Source organism: Armatimonas rosea (assembly GCF_014202505.1).
GTDB lineage: Bacteria > Armatimonadota > Armatimonadia > Armatimonadales > Armatimonadaceae > Armatimonas > Armatimonas rosea.
In genome coordinates this window covers 952,890-968,871 of record NZ_JACHGW010000001.1, presented here as the reverse complement: position 1 = coordinate 968,871, position 15,982 = coordinate 952,890, and the positions used below count along the sequence as shown (strand labels likewise).

Genomic DNA, 15,982 nt, shown 5'->3' with positions numbered 1-15,982 from the left:
TTCCACGGGGGCTAGGAGGCAGGCGGAGAGAAAAAGAGATCACCTCACACACACAAAAAAACACAGTTTGGTTTGAGTTAAGGAGAAAAATAAAATGAGTATCGTTCGCTACGACAACCCAGCGCGCACGCTGGACAAGCTGTTCTACTTCGACCCCTTCACCGAGTTCGCCCGCGCCTTTGGGCAGCCCGCGACCAGCACCCCCGCTCCCAGCCCGTGGAGCCCCGCGGTCGATGTGGCGGAGACCGAGGACGCCATCACGCTCCATGTTGAGCTGCCTGGTATGAAGCTTGAGGAGCTCGATATCGAGCTCACCGGCGACACGCTCACGCTCCGGGGCGAGCGCCAGCGGGTGAAGGAAGAGCAGAAAGACAACTTCGTGCGGGTCGAGCGCAGCTACGGCCGCTTCCAGCGCAGCTTCACGCTCGCCACCCCGATCCAGCACGACAAGGTTAGTGCCGCCTACCGGGACGGCATCTTAGAGATCACGCTCCCCAAGTCGGAGGAGACCAAGCCGCGCAAGATCGCCGTCACGGCGGAGGCGTAGCCGACAACGCCCCCCGTGCGGTGCGCGGGGGGCAAAAAAATGCCTCGCACTTGACAGTAGTGCACTAAGGTGGATTGAGTATGGGACCGAGCTATAAAGACTACTACGCCACACTGGGCGTCCCCAAGACCGCGACCGAGAAAGAGATCAAGGCCGCTTACCGCAAGCTCGCCCGCAAGCACCACCCCGATGTCAACCCCGGCAACAAAGGCGCAGAGGATAAGTTCAAGGAGATCAGCGAGGCCCACGAGGTCTTGGGCGATGCTGAGAAGCGCAAGAAGTACGACCAGTACGGCGAGCAGTGGAAGGCCTACTCCCAAGGGGGCTTCCCCAGTGGTGGCCCCGGCCCTGGCGCAGGGGGCTTCCCCGGCGGGCAGCGTGTCGACTTCGGCGGAGCCTTCCCCGGCGACCTCTCCGACCTCTTCTCCACCCTCTTTGCGGAGCAGTTCCGCCAGGGCGGCGCTCCGGGTGCAGGGGGACAGCGGGGCCGCACCGTCAACTTTGGCGGAGGCGATCCCTTTGCCTCCCAGCAACCTGCCAGCCGCGACCTCGAGTCCGAGCTTCGTCTCACCCTTGAGGAGATCTACCACGGCGGCACCAAGGGAGTCTCGATCCAGGTGCCTACGGGGCGCTACGACCTCGACCGTGGGGGGCGGAGCACCGAGCTACGCCGGGTGGATGTCAAGGTTCCCGCCGGGGTCAACGAGGGGCAGAAGATTCGTCTTGCGGGCCAAGGGGTCAACGGCGGCGATGTCCTGCTCACGGTGCGCCTGCTGGCTCACAGCACCTTTGAGCGCAAGGGCGATGATCTGATTGTCGATGTCCCGGTTCCCTACACCACCGCGGCACTGGGCGGCGAGATGAAGGTCCCCACGATCGAGGGCAAGACCCTCACGGTCAAGCTCCCCGCCGGCACCCAGAGCGGCCAGCAGCTCCGCCTCACCGGCAAGGGCATGCCCAAGCTGAAAGAAGGCGGCCACGGCGATCTCTACGCCCGCATCAAGATCACGGTTCCCAAGGTGCTGTCGGAGCGGGAGCGGACACTCCTGACAGAGCTGGCGGGGGGTGCCTCGTGAGACGCTCCGACGAGCCGCTCTACACGATCTCGATCGCGGCGCGCCTCGTGCGGATCGAGAAGCCGGAAGAGCCCGCCATCCACCCACAGACCCTCCGCATGTACGAGCGCTTGGGGCTGGTCACCCCCGAGCGCGTCGGCAAGAACCGCCTCTACTCGGAGAAAGATATCGACCGCGTTCGCCAGATCCAGCGCCTCACCCAGGAGATGGGGGTCAACTTAGCGGGAGTCGAAGTCATCCTCGGACTTCTAGAGCAAATCGAGGAGCTGCAAGCAGAAGTCGAGCGGCTACAAAAGGCCGCCACAACCTCCGGGTCCTAAACTGCCCGGCATGGGGGCAATGAGATGTTGGAGAACTACACAGAGCGGGCAAAAGATGCCATCGCGGCGAGCCAGGATATCCTGCGCCGCTACAAACAAAACCAGCTCGATACCGAGCATATTCTGCTGGCACTTCTGGAGCAAGACGACGGCCTCACGGGGCAGATTCTCACCCGGATCGGGGCCGATGAGCGCGGGATCGTCCGGCGCGTCGAGGAGGAGCTCGCGCGGCTCCCCAAGACCTTTGCCAGCGAGCGCTCGGCGTCGGACCAGATCTTCATCACCCCCCGCGCCAAGCGCACCCTCGACTACGCCGAGAGCGAGTCCAGCCGCCTCAAGGATAAGTTTGTGGGGGTCGAGCACCTCTTGCTGGGCGTGCTCAAGACCGACGACTCCCCCGCCGCGCGGATTCTGGCGTCGTCACATGTCGACGAGGAGCGCATCTACCGCGCTCTCCAGCAGATTCGGGGCAACCAGCGCGCCGACTCGGAGAACCCCGAGGGCAAGTACCAGATGCTCCAGAAGTTCTCGCGCGATCTCACGGCACTGGCACGCGAGGGCAAGCTCGACCCGGTGGTGGGGCGCGACGACGAAGTGCGGCGGGTGATCCAGATTCTCTCGCGGCGCACCAAGAACAACCCCGTGCTGATCGGCGAGCCGGGCGTGGGCAAGACCGCCATTGTCGAGGGGCTCGCCCAGATGATTATCGCGGGCTCGGTCCCGGAGAACCTGCGCGGCCGCCAGCTCCTCTCGCTCGACCTGGGCGCGATGGTGGCGGGGAGCAAGTTCCGCGGCGAGTTCGAGGAGCGCCTCAAGGGGGTCATGGACGAGATCAAGAAGGCCGCAGGGCAAGTGGTGGTCTTTATCGATGAGCTCCATACCGTTGTTGGGGCTGGGGCGGCGGAGGGCGCGATGGACGCCAGCAACCTGCTCAAGCCCGCGCTGGCCCGCGGCGAGCTCCAGTGTGTCGGGGCGACCACGCTGGATGAGTACCGCAAGAATATCGAGAAAGACGCCGCCTTAGAGCGCCGCTTCCAGCCCGTGCTGGTGGGCGAGCCGACGGTCGAGGACACGATCGGGATTCTCAAGGGCCTGCGCGAGCGCTACGAGAAGCACCACCGGGTCAAGATCACCGACAAGGCGATCGAGGCCGCGGCGCAGCTCTCCGCCCGCTATGTCACCGAGCGCTTTCTCCCCGACAAGGCAATCGACCTGATCGACGAGGCCGGAGCCGCGGTGCGAATGGATGTCTCCGAGATGCCCGAGGGCCTGCGGGAGCAAGAAGAGGACCTGGAGCGCCTGGTCGCCGAGGGGCTGGCCGCCGCCGAGGCCCGCGACTACGCCCGTGCCGCCACCCTCCAGAAAGAGGAGCAGGCCCTGCGCGAGGAGTACCTCAAGGCCCGCGCCGAGTGGGAGCGCACCACGGGCCACGATGCGATTGTCGATGAGAGCGATATCGCCCGAATTGTGGCCCGCATGACCGGGGTTCCTGTCAGCCGCATGTTCGAGGGCGAGGCGTCCAAGCTCCTCCAGCTCGAGACGACGCTCCACGACCGGGTGATCGGGCAGGACCGGGCCATCGCCGCCGTGAGCGAAGCCATCCGCCGCAGCCGCGCCGGCCTCTCCGATCCGCGTCGCCCGATCGGCTCGTTTCTCTTCCTCGGCCCGACCGGCGTGGGCAAGACCGAGCTGGCAAAAGCGCTCGCGGGGTTTCTCTTCGACGATGAGGCGGCACTGGTGCGGATCGACATGTCCGAGTACATGGAGAAGCACGCAGTCGCGCGGCTGATCGGGGCGCCTCCCGGGTATGTGGGCTACGAAGAGGGCGGGCAGCTCACCGAGGCGGTGCGCCGCCGCCCCTATCGGGTGATCCTGCTCGACGAGATCGAGAAAGCCCACCCCGAGGTCTTCAATGTCCTGCTCCAATTACTCGACGACGGGCGCCTCACCGACGGCCAGGGGCGGGTGGTGAACTTCAAGAACACGGTCGTGCTGATGACCTCTAACATTGGTGCGGTGCAGATTCAGGAAGCCGCCGCCGCCGGGCGCGACCCGGAGCCCGTGGCCCTCGCCGAGGTACGCAGCTACCTGCGGCCCGAGCTGCTCAACCGGATCGACGAAGTGATTGTCTTCCATGCTCTGACACGTGGGCAGATTGGCCAGATTGTCGAGCTGCTCCTGCGGCGCACGGAGAAAGCCCTCGCCGACCGCCAGCTACGGCTCAAGGTCACCGACTCCGCCAAGGCGCTCCTCGCCGAGCAGGGCTACGACCCACTCTACGGCGCCCGCCCCCTGCGCCGGACGATCCAGCGCCTACTCGAAAACCCGCTCAGCTCCGCCATTCTCCGTGGGGAGTTCAGCGAGGGCGACACGATTACCGCGGATACCGACGGCAGCGGTGGGCTGAATCTATCCAGAGCTTAAAGAACAAGGAACATCCCGAGGACGCACGTAGAGCTATAGGGCCTTCGCGCGTCCTCGGGACGCTCTTTTGGGGAGACGGGTATTTCAATGCCCGTCAGGGAGAGTGACGGGATTTGAACCCGCGATTACCTGAGCCACAGTCAGGCGCGTTTACCCCTTCGCCACACCCTCCACAAGTCTCCCTGGTCGGACTCGAACCGACACATTCACACGCTCTCGACGTGCGCCCTCTACCAAATTGGGGTACAGGGAGAAAAATGCCCCGAGTCGGATTCGAACCGACACCGTTCACTGTCTTAAGCAGCGTGTCTCTACCCATTGGACGCAACCGGGGCACGAACCAAAAGCCGGAGGCGGGATTCGAACCCGCGATACGCACAAGGCGCAGCAGCTTTGCAGGCTGCCGTCTTGAACCACTCGACCACTCCGGCAAACTCTTTCGTTCTCTCTTTTTTGACTTGCAGGCCCGGCCTCGAACCGGGAAATCTCCTGCTTCAAAGGCAGGCATGTTGCCCATTACACCACCTGCAACCATCCCAGACCGCCGGTTGAACCCGGCGTCTGCAGTGGCACTGCAAACGCCTAATTTCATTGGGCGTAGATGCCCCCCATGGGATTCGAACCCACACTGACATGGTCCTAAGCCATGCGCCTCTACCAATTGGGCTAAAGGGGCCTATTTTCCGTTTTCCAAGCTCGTGGACCTGGAGTCGAACCAGGACTTTTCTGTTCCAGAAACAGACGTGTTGCCGATTACACCATCCACGAATATTCTCCCCTCCCGGGGGGAACGGAGAGCAGCGGACTCGAACCGCACGCAGAGTTTTCGCCCTGCGCCCACTCGTTAGCACCGAGGTCCCAGCCCCTGCTAGGTTTACTCTCCCAAAACCCTTCGCTTGCGAGGGGTGGCGAGCCCCAGCGAGCCGGGGTTCACACGGAAGGCGGAGGAGTCGAACCCCCAGCTTTCGCCTGAGCTGTTTTCAAGACAGCCTGTGCACCTTGCACATTCACCTTCCTTAGCTTGCAAAACTTGCAATTAAACACCTTTGGCAGGAGTTGAACCCGCAACCGTTGGCTTCGTAGGCCACTGCTCTATCCAATTGAGCTACAAAGGCAAACCCAAAACTCTCCCGGAGGGACTCGAACCCCCGACATCCGGTTTAACAGACCGGCGCTCTACCAGCTGAGCTACAGAAGATTACATCTCATATATATTCGCCATACGAACGAACTTAGTCTGGCAATTCTTCGTTTCATCAATACGCAGAACTCCCATACGAATTCCGACATCATTAACAGGAACAAGATATATTTTCTCATTCTCAAAACAATAAACACCAAAAAAATCTACTTCTCCTTTATAATCTCGGCTCCCACCATTTCTGTGTGAATATGTGCTACATGTCTTAAATTTAACTACTCCATTTTTGAGCCTTCCACTTTTACATTGTATTTTTGAAAATATGCCATCTCTTTCTGTCACGAGATCATAACGACAGTTGTCTCCAAAAGGTATTAGCACGTTCATACCTTTCTTAATAAATGCTGCCATTATCATAGCTACCGAACGATCACCTTTAGCCTTTGTATCCATGCTAGCATTATAGCAAACATTCGTTTTCAAACCAACTCTACCAGCTGAGCTACAAGAGATTAACCGCGCCTGACGGGAATCGAACCCGCCTCTTCAGAGCGACAGTCTGAGATGTTGACCGCTACACCACAGGCGCAAAACACAAAACACACATAGCCCCGGCGGGACTTGAACCCGTCACCAACGGCGTGAAAGACCGCTATCCTGACCTTTAGACCACGGGGCCACAAAAGAAAAAGCCCCCTGCGCTTGCTTGCGCCGGGGGCCGTTTCGTCTGGGCTTGAGAGACTTGAGCTAGCTTGCTCGTTCTCCCTCGCTGGTCCAAACCGACTCCCGCAGGGCGCAGAGGCGCGAATCCTCACTCTGATTGCGCAGGCAATTCAAGTTGCGCTGGCAATCACAGGAGAGACTCAGATGCAGTTGTCGATTCTGTAAGATCATGGTGCCTTCCTTATAGCCGGGTCAAAGCCACTTGCTAAAGAGCCTTGGAAAGTTTTTTTCCGCGAAGTTTCTGGACAAGAGCAAGTGTCCCCAAAGACAGCCCAATCTCGGCGACCAGGAAAGTGACATTGCTTTGCACCACGGCGTACTTTATCGCTTCAGAAATCCCGTTGGGTGTCGGTGCCACGAGCATGAAGAGTGTCCCCAGAAGGGTAAGCCCCGTCGAGATTACCAGGGCATTCAGGATGCCGCGTCGCGCGGCACGAGGGTGCCAGAGCGCCGCACAGAGGGTTGCTCCCACCACCCCCACCAGAGCGGGCACCAGCCAGTTCGACTGGAGCGCCATACTACCTTGGAAGCTGATACTCTTCATGGGGAGAAAGACACGCAGTAGGGTGGGGACGAAGCTGACTAGGGCGATCCAGATCAGGGTCACCTGCCAGACCGGGGCTAGACGAATCGGAGTTTGAGGCTGGAGCGTGCACTCTTGGCCCACGGCACGGACCGCGCGCTGCTGCGCCTCGGCCTCGCTGGCTCCCAGCTCACGCTCGGCGAGGGTAAGGGCCTCCAGCCGTGACGCGATACGCTCCCGAAGGCTCTGGCGCTCGGGCATGGGCAGGTGGCTCCACTCGGAGTCAAGCTCGGTTAAGAAACGCTGGGTTAAGGTGCTCATGCAAGTATCCTCCGTCGTCGTAGTGCATAGCGGAGCTCCTGGAGAGCCCCTGAGGTTAGAAAGGCAAAGACAATCCCCTGTGGGGCAATTGCGTTCCCCACAGCTCCTAGTTGCAGCCAGAACCGAAGCAGGTTTATGAGAAAGAGAAGGAGGTAGACAGCACTCAGCAGCAACAAGGGACGTAGCGTGTTTCCTGGTACCAAGCGCCGTAAGACCACACCCGCAATGAGGTTGGCAACGATGCCCGATCCTAAGATAATCTCGGCCATGTACTGGTGTAAGTTCGTAAAGGTCAGCAGCATCCCAAAGGGCGTCCAGATCACGTTCTGGACTGCGGAGAAGATCGCCGCCACCCCGGCAGCGTGCCAGAGGTTCTGTTTTCTCACAGCACGACTAAGCTCCCGTGCCACGGTCTTGACATCGCCAAACTGCGCGACCGCACGCACCTGGGACTCTAGCTCCTCATGGCCGAGCTCTCGGTAGGACTCGGTGAGGCCTTCCAGGTGGGCGCGGGCTTCGTCGATTTGCTCCAAGCGCTCGTGAATCGGCAGGGGCTTCAGGCCCTTTCCGAGCTCGTCTAGGTAGATCTCAAGCGGGCTGTTCATTGGTTTTCCCTCCTACAATCGCACCAAACGCGGCGGCGTACTTCTGCCAGGCCGCGACTCGCTGTGCACACTCCGCACGTCCTGTCTCCGTGAGGCGGTAGACCTTACGCGCCGGCCCCGAGACCGGGTGCTCCCACAGACTCTCGATAAACGTGTCGCTCTCTAGCTGACGTAGCGCGGGGTAGAGAGTGCCCTCCCGCGCTGTCAGCATCCCCTCGCTGCGGGCCTCGATAGACCGCGCGATGGCGTACCCATGACGGGGACCATCCGCCAGCACCGCGAGGATCAGGGTCGGCAGGTCGTTTTTTGGTAGCTCTCGGCTCATGTTTCGAATATACATCGAAATTAGAGGTATGTCAATATCGTCTCTAGATTTCTTTATTAAGCTGTAACCCTATGCGACGAACTTTTATCTTCAGGGAGAATGGCACAGAGACAAAAACAGCGTCCGCGTCAAGGCACGCTCGACATCGGGCTTCGGATCGTCGCGGCGCTGGACTTTCTCCTGGGCGTGCCGCTGGCGATCTGGGCTCTGGCCGGACTGGCTCAGGAACCCGCTCCCCGAGATCTGAATGGACTGCTTTTCGGGGTGCTTGCCGGAGTTTTCGTGCTGGCGCTCAACGGGGCGGGCCTCTGTGTGCTCTTGCGGCAACGTCGGCTGGCGCGGACGCTCCAGTGGCTGGTTGCTCTCCTCACGCTCGCTTACGTTGCCCTGGTGGTACTCATGAGCCTTAGTAACCCGTCTGGCTCAGTTCCTCTTCCAATTCTCTTGGGAGCAGCGTTCGCCACAGCGCTTCTGGTGTCGCTCGCGGTGCTTCTCCAGCGGTTCGGGGAGGATTAGCAGTGCGTGCTGTCGAAGGGGAGGGCATGGAATTTAATCGTATTCAAGGGGCTAACAACCGGATCGTGCTGGGGCTGATCGGCTGTGGCGGCATGGGCGCGGCCAATATGCGCAACCTGATGGGCAAAGACGGCGTGGAGGTGGCGGCGCTCTGCGATGTGGACACGTCGCGCATGGGCGGCGATATCGCGGATGTGGAGAAGAAGTACGGGCGCAAGCCAGAGATTTTTCGGGACTACCGCAAGATGCTGGAGCGCAAGGATATCGACGCGATTATCGTCGGGACGCCCGACCACTGGCACGCGCTGAACCTGATCCATACGGTCGAGGCGGGCAAGGACGCCTACTGCGAGAAGCCGATCTCCCACAACTTGGTCGAGGCGCGGACCATGGCCAAGGCGGTCGCCCACCACAAGAAGATCGTGCAGGTCGGGACCTGGCAGCGCAGCGGGAAAGAGTTCACCGATGCGATTTCTTTCGTGCGCAACAACAAGCTAGGGAGCAAGATCGTCCTGGTGCGGGCGTGGCGCACCGATGGCTCCCAAGTGGGCAATGATAAACCGTCGGCGCCCCCGGCGACCCTAGACTACGACATGTGGATCGGCCCCGCTGCGATGACCCCTTACGCCCCTAACCATGTCCACGGCAACTGGCGCTGGTTCCTCAACACCGGCACGGGCATGACCGGCGACTGGGGGGTCCACATGCTGGATATCGCGCTGCTGGGGATGAGCGCCACCAACCAGGACCTGGTGATGCCCCACTCCGTGAGCGCCTACGGCGGCAAGCTCGCCTTCCCCACCGATGGCCGCACCGCCCCCGATACGGTCGAGGCGATCTTCCACTTCAAGAACCCGGACTTTATCATGACCTGGTCCACCGGCCGCGACTACCCCGACAAGCCCGACTGCGGGGTCGAGTTTGTGGCCGCCGATGGTAAGTTTGTCCGGGTCTGGCGCGGCGGCTGGTCGGTGCACGCCCCCAACGGCGAGCTGATCCCCAAAGAGGGCTCCCCCGCGGTCAACGACCACTGGCAGAACTGGCTCGATGGCGTCCGCACCCGCACCCAGACCCGCTCCAGCCTCGCGTCGATGGCCCAGACCACCGCGGTCTGCCACCTCGCCAATATCGCGTATCTGTGCGGCGAGACCGTCCACTTTGACAAAACCAAGATGGATCTCGTGGGCAACACCGGGCGCAATACCACATCGTACTGGCGCGAGTACCGCAAGCCCTGGAAGCTCCCCACCTACAAGTAGCCCAATGCAACAACAGCAGCACCGGGAACCGCAACAGAGCCGCCCGCGCTGGCGGCTCCATGCCGGGGAGTGGGTGATCCTGCTCCTCAATGCCCTCTTGGCAGGCTTCGCGGGCTGGCTTAGTAGGGCCATTACCCTTAGTCCTGACCTCCCCCTAGAACCTCGTCAGCGGCTAGGAAACTCTCTTGCAATAGGCTCGCTCTGGCTGATTGCGCTGGGAGCGGGGCTGACCTGCCTTCTTCTGCTGCTGCGTCAGAAACGCCTCGCGGCTTGGTTTCAGTGGTTTGTTGCGGCAGGATTTGCCGTCGTTGCAGGAGCATACGTGTTTTTTGCAAGCCGCCACCAACCACTCTTGTATCTATTGCCTAGTCTAGGTGCCCTACTCTTACTCACCACCCTCTTTGCTCTCTCTGGACGGTTTCTGCAAAAACGACGCGACGACAACTAAACTATGCAAACCCAACAAGTGCCCAAACAATACCGCCGCCGCTGGCGAATGAGTGCTGGGGAGTGGGTGATCCTGCTTCTGAATACCCTGGCCGCAGGTACCAGTGCCTCCCTAGGTCTGTTCACTCTTTTATGGGGCTCCTTGGTAGACCCCATGCGGCACACGAGCACGGGGGTTTATCTGATCGCAGGCTCTCTCTTTCTGGTTGCGCTGGCGGCCGGCGTGACGGCTCTTCTGCTCCTGCTACGCCAGACACGGCCCGCGGCGTGGTTTCAGTGGCTAGTCTGTCTCGGGGTTTTCGCTCTCGCGGTGGTGACTTGGCCCCAGTGGAGTAAACAGAATATGCTTGGGAACCTTGTGGACCTTGGAGCTCTTCTTCTGGTACTGCTCTTGTTTGTCTTCTCAGGGCGCTTTCTTCGAGCCGTTGACAACGAGGAATGAGGAGCTCCCTCGGTGCTTTTGCCAGAGGAGCAGGATCAGCAGCAGTGTTGGGGACATCAGCAGGCCCACGAGCCGTAGGAACGCGTCCTGGAAGCTCAGCACAAACACAAGAAGCGCCACGACCGTGAGCACCACGGTCGCGGTGAAGGAGCGAAGCGCCGCCAGGAGAAGCCAGACCCCCAGCACGCCCACAAGGACGATCACCGCGACCATCCACCAGGTTGTCTGTAGGTGGATGATGCTCCCGGGATCGGGGATGCTGGTCAGGAAGGCGGCGACAGTCGCCCCAAACCCACACAGAAGCCCCCACCAGCTCGCAAGGACGCGCGTGAGTGTGGCCGCCAGGTATTTCATAGGATTTCCTCTATCTCCCTGCATTGTAACATGCTACTTTTTACGCCCCCTGCGCACGACGAGAGCGCCGTGTGCAGGGGGTGTGGTTCTCCTAGCTAAAGTAGGCAATCTGGACGTAGCCATTGCCACCGGGCTGGTTGCTGGCGCCGCCCACTCCCACTCCCGCAAGGTACTCGGGGTCGGAGGTGCCCCCGGGTAGGACTCCTACTGTCGTTGTGCCATCATTGCCACTCTTGCCATCGATTGTGGAGGCCGTCGCGAGTGGGTAGGCAATCGTGGAGCCGCCCCCACCGCCGCCGGGGTTGTTATCTTTCCCGCCAGCAGCCCCTCCGTAGTAGCCCGCGCCCCCACCGCCGCTAGAGACCGTTCCGTTTCCAATGGCATTGCCTCCCTGGAGAAAGCTACCGGCACTTCCTCCCAGCGCTCCACCACCCGCGCCTCCTCCGGCGGTTCGGGTTCCTCCCGCTCCCCCAGCACCACTACTCCCATGACCGGGGAGCCCATCGATCGCACCGCCACCACCGCCGCCCCAAGACAGGGCTCCACCGCCGCCTGCTCCTGCCACCACGATCTCCTCCGCAGAGCCAAAGGGAGCACGAAGCAGTGCCGTCCGTCCCCCACCACCGCCCGACACGCCCGGAGAGCCCTGGCTACTCCCTCCCAATCCAAAGGCAGCTGAGGTTGTCGAGCCTGCTGTAGCCACCTGCCCTCCCTGTCCCACGAGAATCTTGAGGGTCTCACCGGGAGTCACGGCAAGGCGCCCGGCGACATACGATCCCGCGCCGCCGTTGTGCCCCCCGCCGGCTCCCCACAGCTTGACATAGAGATTGACGACACCGGCAGGCACCACAAACTCCTGTAGGCTCCCCGTGTAGCCAAAGTTATTTTTGATCAGTACGGGTGAGGCGGGAGTGGGAGTCGGTGTTGGTGTTGGTGTCGGGCTGGGTGTCGGTGTGGGGCTTGGCGTGGGCGTTGCACCGGGGAGCGGGGTTGGGCTGGGGCTAGGAGTGGGGGTTGCCTCGGTCGAAGCCCCCCCGCCCCCACAGCCCTCCAAGACTCCCAGCGCGGTCGTGAGCGAGAGCGCTAGAGCCGTTAAGAAGCCACCTCGGCTCAGGCGGGTTTTGGGTGTGGGTACAGATGTCTGGTTCATGCGAGTGTTCCTGGGGAAGGTCCCCTGGCCCCCTCAAACGAGGATGACCAGGGTTCCTTGGATGGTCAGAAGAAGGGGGTTATCCTTCGTCGGCATTGCTTACTGGCTCACCTTGAAGCGCCCCACATCACCGGTGCGCAGCAGGCCGATCAGCTCGTAGTTGCCCAAGATACTGGTCGGGTTGGTGCGAACCGCGGGCAGGAGCAGGCCTGTGGTCTTGAGGCTGGTGAAGACGCTATTGCCAGCCAGGTTCTCCCCGAGCAGCTCGATCGTGTGGCTTCCGTCGGCGTTGGCCTCCGGGTTGATCGTCCCCACCACCGCGTACTTCACCGAGCCATCGCCGGTCACAAACGAGACATTGCCGGTGAACTCGCTGGGTGGGTTGAGCTCGCTGGGAGGATCGGCAGCGGGAACATCGTGCTCGAAGACCAGGCGGCCGGTGAAGTTACTGGCGCTGACAAAGGCACCAAAGCACGGGCCGGGGGGAAGGAGCCCGGTGCCCGCAGTGCTCCCAATCAGGATGGGGCCTCCCGTGACTGTCTTGTAGGAGCGCAGCAGGCTGACGCGGCCGGTGTCGTTGTGCATGCCGGGGACATTGGTGATGTAGTAGTTGCCGGTCAGCGAGTAGGTTCCGCCCTGCGCCCCGACCGTGCCATGGATGCGAAAACCCGCGTAGGGGATTCCTAGCCCTTGCAAGTCCACCACACCGGTGGGAGTACAGGCGATGCTTACCGGGACACTCTGCCCTAGGATCACGAGCTTACCGGTGCTGGGATTGGGGCTATTGACAAAGAGGGCGATATTGCTGCTGCCCCCTCCGACGGTACTGACCCGAATCCCGGTCCACTGCGACCCCGCGACAAAGGGGTTGGCAGCGTGTGCAAAAGCGGTGCAGGAGAGGAGCGCGGCGGCTCCCAGAAGCGAACGAAGTAGAGTTGTTTTCATGGTGATTTTCTTTCTTTCGTCTTTGTTTGTAGACAGCACCATCCTACGCCTCGACCCAAGACGGAATCGTGGACAGTGCTGGGGGTGTTGCGTGGACGAAAGAAAAGCAAAGCCCTCCTGTAGACAGAGTGCTTACAGGAGGGCTCCTTGAGAGACAGGCTAGAGCAGGGCGATTCGTCGCGCCCACTCGGGATAGGTAGCGTCCACTTTATACTCCAAGAACTTCTCCAGTAGCTTGCCGGTGGTCGCATCGTAGCGCTCTACGGTCCCAACACCGTGCTTTGCACGCGAGCGCAGGATGAGCTGCGTCCCCTTCTCCCAGAAATGCCACTCCTCGATAAAGTACTTCTCTCCGCTGAGCTTGAGTACACACTTTCCCTCTTTAAACGAGCAGAGCCGTGACCCCGCAAAGTAGTAGTTATTCGCCGAGTCATTAAAGTGCACCCCTGTGAGTAGCCCCACGAGTTTCTTATCCGGGCTGATCTTTGGCTCTGTCCCAATCGAGTCGTTACCCTTACAGGTACCATCCGCGATCACGGTAACCGTCTTTCCACTCTGGTACTTAATTGTCACATTTCCATGCTCTTTTTTCTCCGTACAGGTAGAAAACTTACATTCAACGTCTTTGAAAGACACCAAAACTACAGAATCAGTACGCCCTCTCTCATTGGCACTAACGGAAATAGCAAACATCAACGAAATACACAAAAACAAACTATATCTTCTCATCGTTCAAGAATCCCCATTTTAAATACTGAGTAGCATAAACCACACCAGTACTTTTTAGTGTCAAACTTCATTCAAAAAGTTACACCTAATATAAATCACAAAATATACACACATAAACAAAATATCAAAACTTAAATCAATATTATTAATCAATAAATAAACTAATCACACAGAAAATATCAAAACACATATCATTCTATTAAATAATTAAATTTTATCACTCAATACAAATAGATCTTCTGCAAAGTTATTATTTTTTTCATGGAGTCGTGGCCCGCATGAGGACCACCCCTTACCTAGGTTGACAGTGCTCCCATCATGAGATAAAATATCCCTTGCGCCCGTGGCCCGGCCCCGTTCTTCGGCGGCTGGGCTTTGTGCTGTTTCATAAAAAACGACTATGTTCGAGGCTCTCGCAGAAAAACTACAGAACGCCTTTGCCAAGCTACGGGGCAACCAAAAGCTCACGGAAGCGGATGTCGATGCCGCACTCCGTGAGGTGCGCATGGCCCTACTTGAGGCCGATGTCAACTTCAAGGTGGTCAAGAACTTTATCGCGCGGGTCAAAGAGCGCGCGATGGGTGAGAATATCCTTGAGGGTCTGCAGCCGGCGCACATGGTCATCAAGTTTGTCCATGAGGAGATGATCGCCACCCTCTCCGGCACCGATGCCGAGGGCAAGCCGCTCACCGAGGCGATTCCCCTCGCGATGGCGAGCAAGCCCCCCACGGTTCTCATGCTCTGTGGGCTCCAGGGCGCGGGAAAAACCACGCTAGCGGGGAAGCTGGCGGCGCACCTGAAGAAGCTGGGGCGACAGCCACTCCTGGCCGCGTGTGACCTGCAGCGCCCCGCGGCGGTCAAGCAGCTCGAGGTGGTCGGTGGGCAGGTGAAGGTTCCGGTCTTCTCCCAGACCACGGGCAAGACTCCGGTTCAAGTGGCGACCGAGGCCGTGGAGTTTGCCAAACAAAACCGCTTGGATGTGGTGATTCTCGATACGGCCGGCCGCCTGCATGTGGATGAGGCGCTCATGGAGGAGCTCCAGGCGATCCAGGCCCAGACCCAGCCCGATGAGATTCTGCTGGTCCTCGATGCCATGACGGGCCAAGATGCGGTCAATGTGGCGACTCAGTTTAACGACGCTTTAAGTGTCGGCGGGTTTGTTCTGACCAAAGTGGACGGCGATGCGCGGGGTGGCGCGGCGATCTCGGTGCGGGCCGTGGTGGGCAAGCCGATCAAGCTCGTGGGGATCGGGGAGAAGATGGACGCGCTGGAGGTCTTCCACCCCGAGCGCATGGCAAGCCGCATCCTAGGGATGGGCGATGTCCTCACCCTGATCGAAAAGGCCGAGGCGGCAGTCGATGAGAAGCAGGCCGCCGAGATGGAGAAAAAGCTCCGGGGCGGCAAGTTTGACTTCGAGGACTTCCTCTCCATGCAGCAGCAGATGAAGCGCTTGGGGCCGCTGGAGCAGCTCTTCAAGCTCCTGCCGGGCGTGGGGACGCAGCTCAAGGATGTCGACTGGTCGGTGCCGGAGAAAGAGATGGCGAAGGTGGAGGCGATCATTCGCTCCATGACCGCCAAGGAGCGTCGCAGTCCCGAGCTCATCAATGGCTCGCGGCGAAAGCGAATCGCGACAGGAGCAGGAGTGAGTGTTCAGGAGATCAACCAGCTCCTCAATCAGTTCGAGCAGATGCGGCGTATGATGCGCGCCATGTCCAGCGGAAAAGGAATGCCCGGGATGCCACCCATGCCGGGGATGCGGGGGATGGGCCAGCAGCCGGGCGCGCCCTCGAAAAAGAAAAAAGACGGTGGTTCGAGCGGCGGTGGCCGTTTCAAGCTACCTTTTCGGTAAAATATCAAAGGAACTATAATCAACAATGGTCAAGATTCGTCTGCGCCGGGATGGCGCCAAGAAGAAACCGTTTTATCACGTCGTCGCCGCCGATGTGCGGCGCGCCCGTGATGGACGCTTTATCGAGGAACTGGGGTACTACAACCCCATGGTTGCTGCGGATAAGGAGCCCATCATGGAACTAAAGGAGGAGCGGCTACGCTATTGGCTTAGCGTGGGCGCACTGCCGACCGACAAAGTGGCAGCAATCCTCCGCAAACAGGGGATCCTACCCTCCGCTTAGAGA

18 protein-coding genes and 13 tRNA genes are annotated in these 15,982 nt (G+C 60.3%); 10 read left to right on the top strand and 21 right to left on the bottom strand.

The window, feature by feature from the left end:
• The first annotated feature begins 94 nt into the window (after positions 1–94).
• The 4 genes from HNQ39_RS04400 (at position 95) to HNQ39_RS04385 (ending at position 4,367) form a co-directional block, all read left to right on the top strand.
• Complete coding sequence (locus tag HNQ39_RS04400; RefSeq protein WP_184192732.1) at positions 95–547, top strand: Hsp20/alpha crystallin family protein; 453 nt, start codon at positions 95–97, stop codon at positions 545–547.
• A gap of 80 nt (positions 548–627) precedes the next feature.
• Positions 628–1,623 carry a DnaJ C-terminal domain-containing protein gene (locus HNQ39_RS04395; protein WP_184192731.1) on the top strand — a complete coding sequence of 332 codons (996 nt, stop codon included), beginning with the start codon at positions 628–630 and terminating at the stop codon, positions 1,621–1,623.
• Positions 1,620–1,943 carry a chaperone modulator CbpM gene (locus HNQ39_RS04390; protein WP_184192730.1) on the top strand — a complete coding sequence of 108 codons (324 nt, stop codon included), beginning with the start codon at positions 1,620–1,622 and terminating at the stop codon, positions 1,941–1,943. The genes HNQ39_RS04395 and HNQ39_RS04390 overlap by 4 nt, the downstream gene beginning before the upstream one ends.
• Before the next feature lie 24 nt (positions 1,944–1,967).
• Positions 1,968–4,367: an ATP-dependent Clp protease ATP-binding subunit gene (locus tag HNQ39_RS04385; protein WP_184192729.1), complete on the top strand. Its 2,400-nt coding sequence runs from the start codon at positions 1,968–1,970 to the stop codon at positions 4,365–4,367.
• Between the two features lie 98 nt (positions 4,368–4,465).
• Here HNQ39_RS04385 and HNQ39_RS04380 read toward each other — a convergent pair.
• The 17 genes from HNQ39_RS04380 to HNQ39_RS04300 form a co-directional block, all read right to left on the bottom strand.
• Positions 4,466–4,538: transfer RNA gene (locus tag HNQ39_RS04380), tRNA-His, on the bottom strand.
• Between the two features lie 6 nt (positions 4,539–4,544).
• Positions 4,545–4,620 (bottom strand) — tRNA-Leu (locus tag HNQ39_RS04375).
• Positions 4,621–4,625: 5 nt separating this feature from the next.
• Positions 4,626–4,702, bottom strand: a tRNA-Leu gene (locus HNQ39_RS04370).
• Between the two features lie 10 nt (positions 4,703–4,712).
• A tRNA-Cys gene (locus HNQ39_RS04365) sits at positions 4,713–4,798 on the bottom strand.
• 26 nt (positions 4,799–4,824) lie between these two features.
• Positions 4,825–4,898 (bottom strand) — tRNA-Gln (locus tag HNQ39_RS04360).
• A gap of 71 nt (positions 4,899–4,969) precedes the next feature.
• A tRNA-Leu gene (locus HNQ39_RS04355) sits at positions 4,970–5,043 on the bottom strand.
• Between the two features lie 19 nt (positions 5,044–5,062).
• Positions 5,063–5,135, bottom strand: a tRNA-Gln gene (locus HNQ39_RS04350).
• Positions 5,136–5,158: 23 nt separating this feature from the next.
• Positions 5,159–5,250, bottom strand: a tRNA-Ser gene (locus HNQ39_RS04345).
• A 52-nt stretch (positions 5,251–5,302) separates the two neighbouring features.
• A tRNA-Ser gene (locus HNQ39_RS04340) sits at positions 5,303–5,383 on the bottom strand.
• 25 nt (positions 5,384–5,408) lie between these two features.
• Positions 5,409–5,482 (bottom strand) — tRNA-Arg (locus HNQ39_RS04335).
• Positions 5,483–5,492: 10 nt separating this feature from the next.
• Positions 5,493–5,565: transfer RNA gene (locus HNQ39_RS04330), tRNA-Asn, on the bottom strand.
• The gene (locus HNQ39_RS04325; protein WP_184192728.1) at positions 5,566–5,961 is read right to left on the bottom strand and encodes a group I intron-associated PD-(D/E)XK endonuclease; all 396 of its coding nucleotides are present in this window, start codon (positions 5,959–5,961) and stop codon (positions 5,566–5,568) included.
• A 64-nt stretch (positions 5,962–6,025) separates the two neighbouring features.
• Positions 6,026–6,097 (bottom strand) — tRNA-Asp (locus HNQ39_RS04320).
• 17 nt (positions 6,098–6,114) lie between these two features.
• Positions 6,115–6,187 (bottom strand) — tRNA-Glu (locus tag HNQ39_RS04315).
• Between the two features lie 249 nt (positions 6,188–6,436).
• Complete coding sequence (locus tag HNQ39_RS04310; RefSeq protein ID WP_184192727.1) at positions 6,437–7,075, bottom strand: hypothetical protein; 639 nt, start codon at positions 7,073–7,075, stop codon at positions 6,437–6,439.
• Positions 7,072–7,680: an HAAS signaling domain-containing protein gene (locus tag HNQ39_RS04305; protein ID WP_184192726.1), complete on the bottom strand. Its 609-nt coding sequence runs from the start codon at positions 7,678–7,680 to the stop codon at positions 7,072–7,074. The genes HNQ39_RS04310 and HNQ39_RS04305 overlap by 4 nt, the downstream gene beginning before the upstream one ends.
• The gene (locus HNQ39_RS04300; RefSeq protein ID WP_184192725.1) at positions 7,664–8,005 is read right to left on the bottom strand and encodes a PadR family transcriptional regulator; all 342 of its coding nucleotides are present in this window, start codon (positions 8,003–8,005) and stop codon (positions 7,664–7,666) included. Before HNQ39_RS04300 ends, HNQ39_RS04305 begins: the two co-directional genes overlap by 17 nt.
• A 99-nt stretch (positions 8,006–8,104) precedes the next feature.
• Here HNQ39_RS04300 and HNQ39_RS04295 point away from each other — a divergent pair, with 99 nt between their 5' ends.
• From HNQ39_RS04295 to HNQ39_RS04280, 4 genes are read left to right on the top strand one after another with little or no spacing between them, the layout of a single operon-like run.
• The gene (locus HNQ39_RS04295) at positions 8,105–8,521 is read left to right on the top strand and encodes a hypothetical protein (protein ID WP_184192724.1); all 417 of its coding nucleotides are present in this window, start codon (positions 8,105–8,107) and stop codon (positions 8,519–8,521) included.
• A gap of 26 nt (positions 8,522–8,547) precedes the next feature.
• Positions 8,548–9,780 (top strand): Gfo/Idh/MocA family protein, encoded by a 1,233-nt coding sequence (locus HNQ39_RS04290; RefSeq protein ID WP_184192723.1) that lies wholly within the window; start codon positions 8,548–8,550, stop codon positions 9,778–9,780.
• A 4-nt stretch (positions 9,781–9,784) separates the two neighbouring features.
• Complete coding sequence (locus HNQ39_RS04285) at positions 9,785–10,228, top strand: hypothetical protein (protein ID WP_184192722.1); 444 nt, start codon at positions 9,785–9,787, stop codon at positions 10,226–10,228.
• A 3-nt stretch (positions 10,229–10,231) separates the two neighbouring features.
• Positions 10,232–10,669 carry a hypothetical protein gene (locus tag HNQ39_RS04280; protein ID WP_184192721.1) on the top strand — a complete coding sequence of 146 codons (438 nt, stop codon included), beginning with the start codon at positions 10,232–10,234 and terminating at the stop codon, positions 10,667–10,669.
• On the opposite strand, the gene HNQ39_RS04275 is transcribed toward HNQ39_RS04280, so the two are convergent.
• From HNQ39_RS04275 to HNQ39_RS04260, 4 genes are all read right to left on the bottom strand, one after another.
• Positions 10,631–11,023, bottom strand: a complete 393-nt coding sequence (locus HNQ39_RS04275) for a hypothetical protein (RefSeq protein ID WP_184192720.1) — start codon at positions 11,021–11,023, stop codon at positions 10,631–10,633. The genes HNQ39_RS04280 and HNQ39_RS04275 overlap by 39 nt on opposite strands.
• 91 nt (positions 11,024–11,114) lie before the next feature.
• The gene (locus HNQ39_RS04270; RefSeq protein ID WP_184192719.1) at positions 11,115–12,173 is read right to left on the bottom strand and encodes a glycine-rich protein; all 1,059 of its coding nucleotides are present in this window, start codon (positions 12,171–12,173) and stop codon (positions 11,115–11,117) included.
• A 99-nt stretch (positions 12,174–12,272) separates the two neighbouring features.
• The gene (locus tag HNQ39_RS04265) at positions 12,273–13,118 is read right to left on the bottom strand and encodes a hypothetical protein (RefSeq protein WP_184192718.1); all 846 of its coding nucleotides are present in this window, start codon (positions 13,116–13,118) and stop codon (positions 12,273–12,275) included.
• Between the two features lie 159 nt (positions 13,119–13,277).
• The gene (locus tag HNQ39_RS04260; RefSeq protein WP_184192717.1) at positions 13,278–13,691 is read right to left on the bottom strand and encodes a hypothetical protein; all 414 of its coding nucleotides are present in this window, start codon (positions 13,689–13,691) and stop codon (positions 13,278–13,280) included.
• Between the two features lie 556 nt (positions 13,692–14,247).
• On the opposite strand from HNQ39_RS04260, the gene ffh reads away from it, so the two are divergent.
• Positions 14,248–15,696: a signal recognition particle protein gene (gene ffh, locus HNQ39_RS04255; RefSeq protein ID WP_184192716.1), complete on the top strand. Its 1,449-nt coding sequence runs from the start codon at positions 14,248–14,250 to the stop codon at positions 15,694–15,696.
• 25 nt (positions 15,697–15,721) lie between these two features.
• Complete coding sequence (gene rpsP / locus HNQ39_RS04250) at positions 15,722–15,979, top strand: 30S ribosomal protein S16 (RefSeq protein ID WP_184192715.1); 258 nt, start codon at positions 15,722–15,724, stop codon at positions 15,977–15,979.
• Positions 15,980–15,982 lie beyond the last annotated feature (3 nt).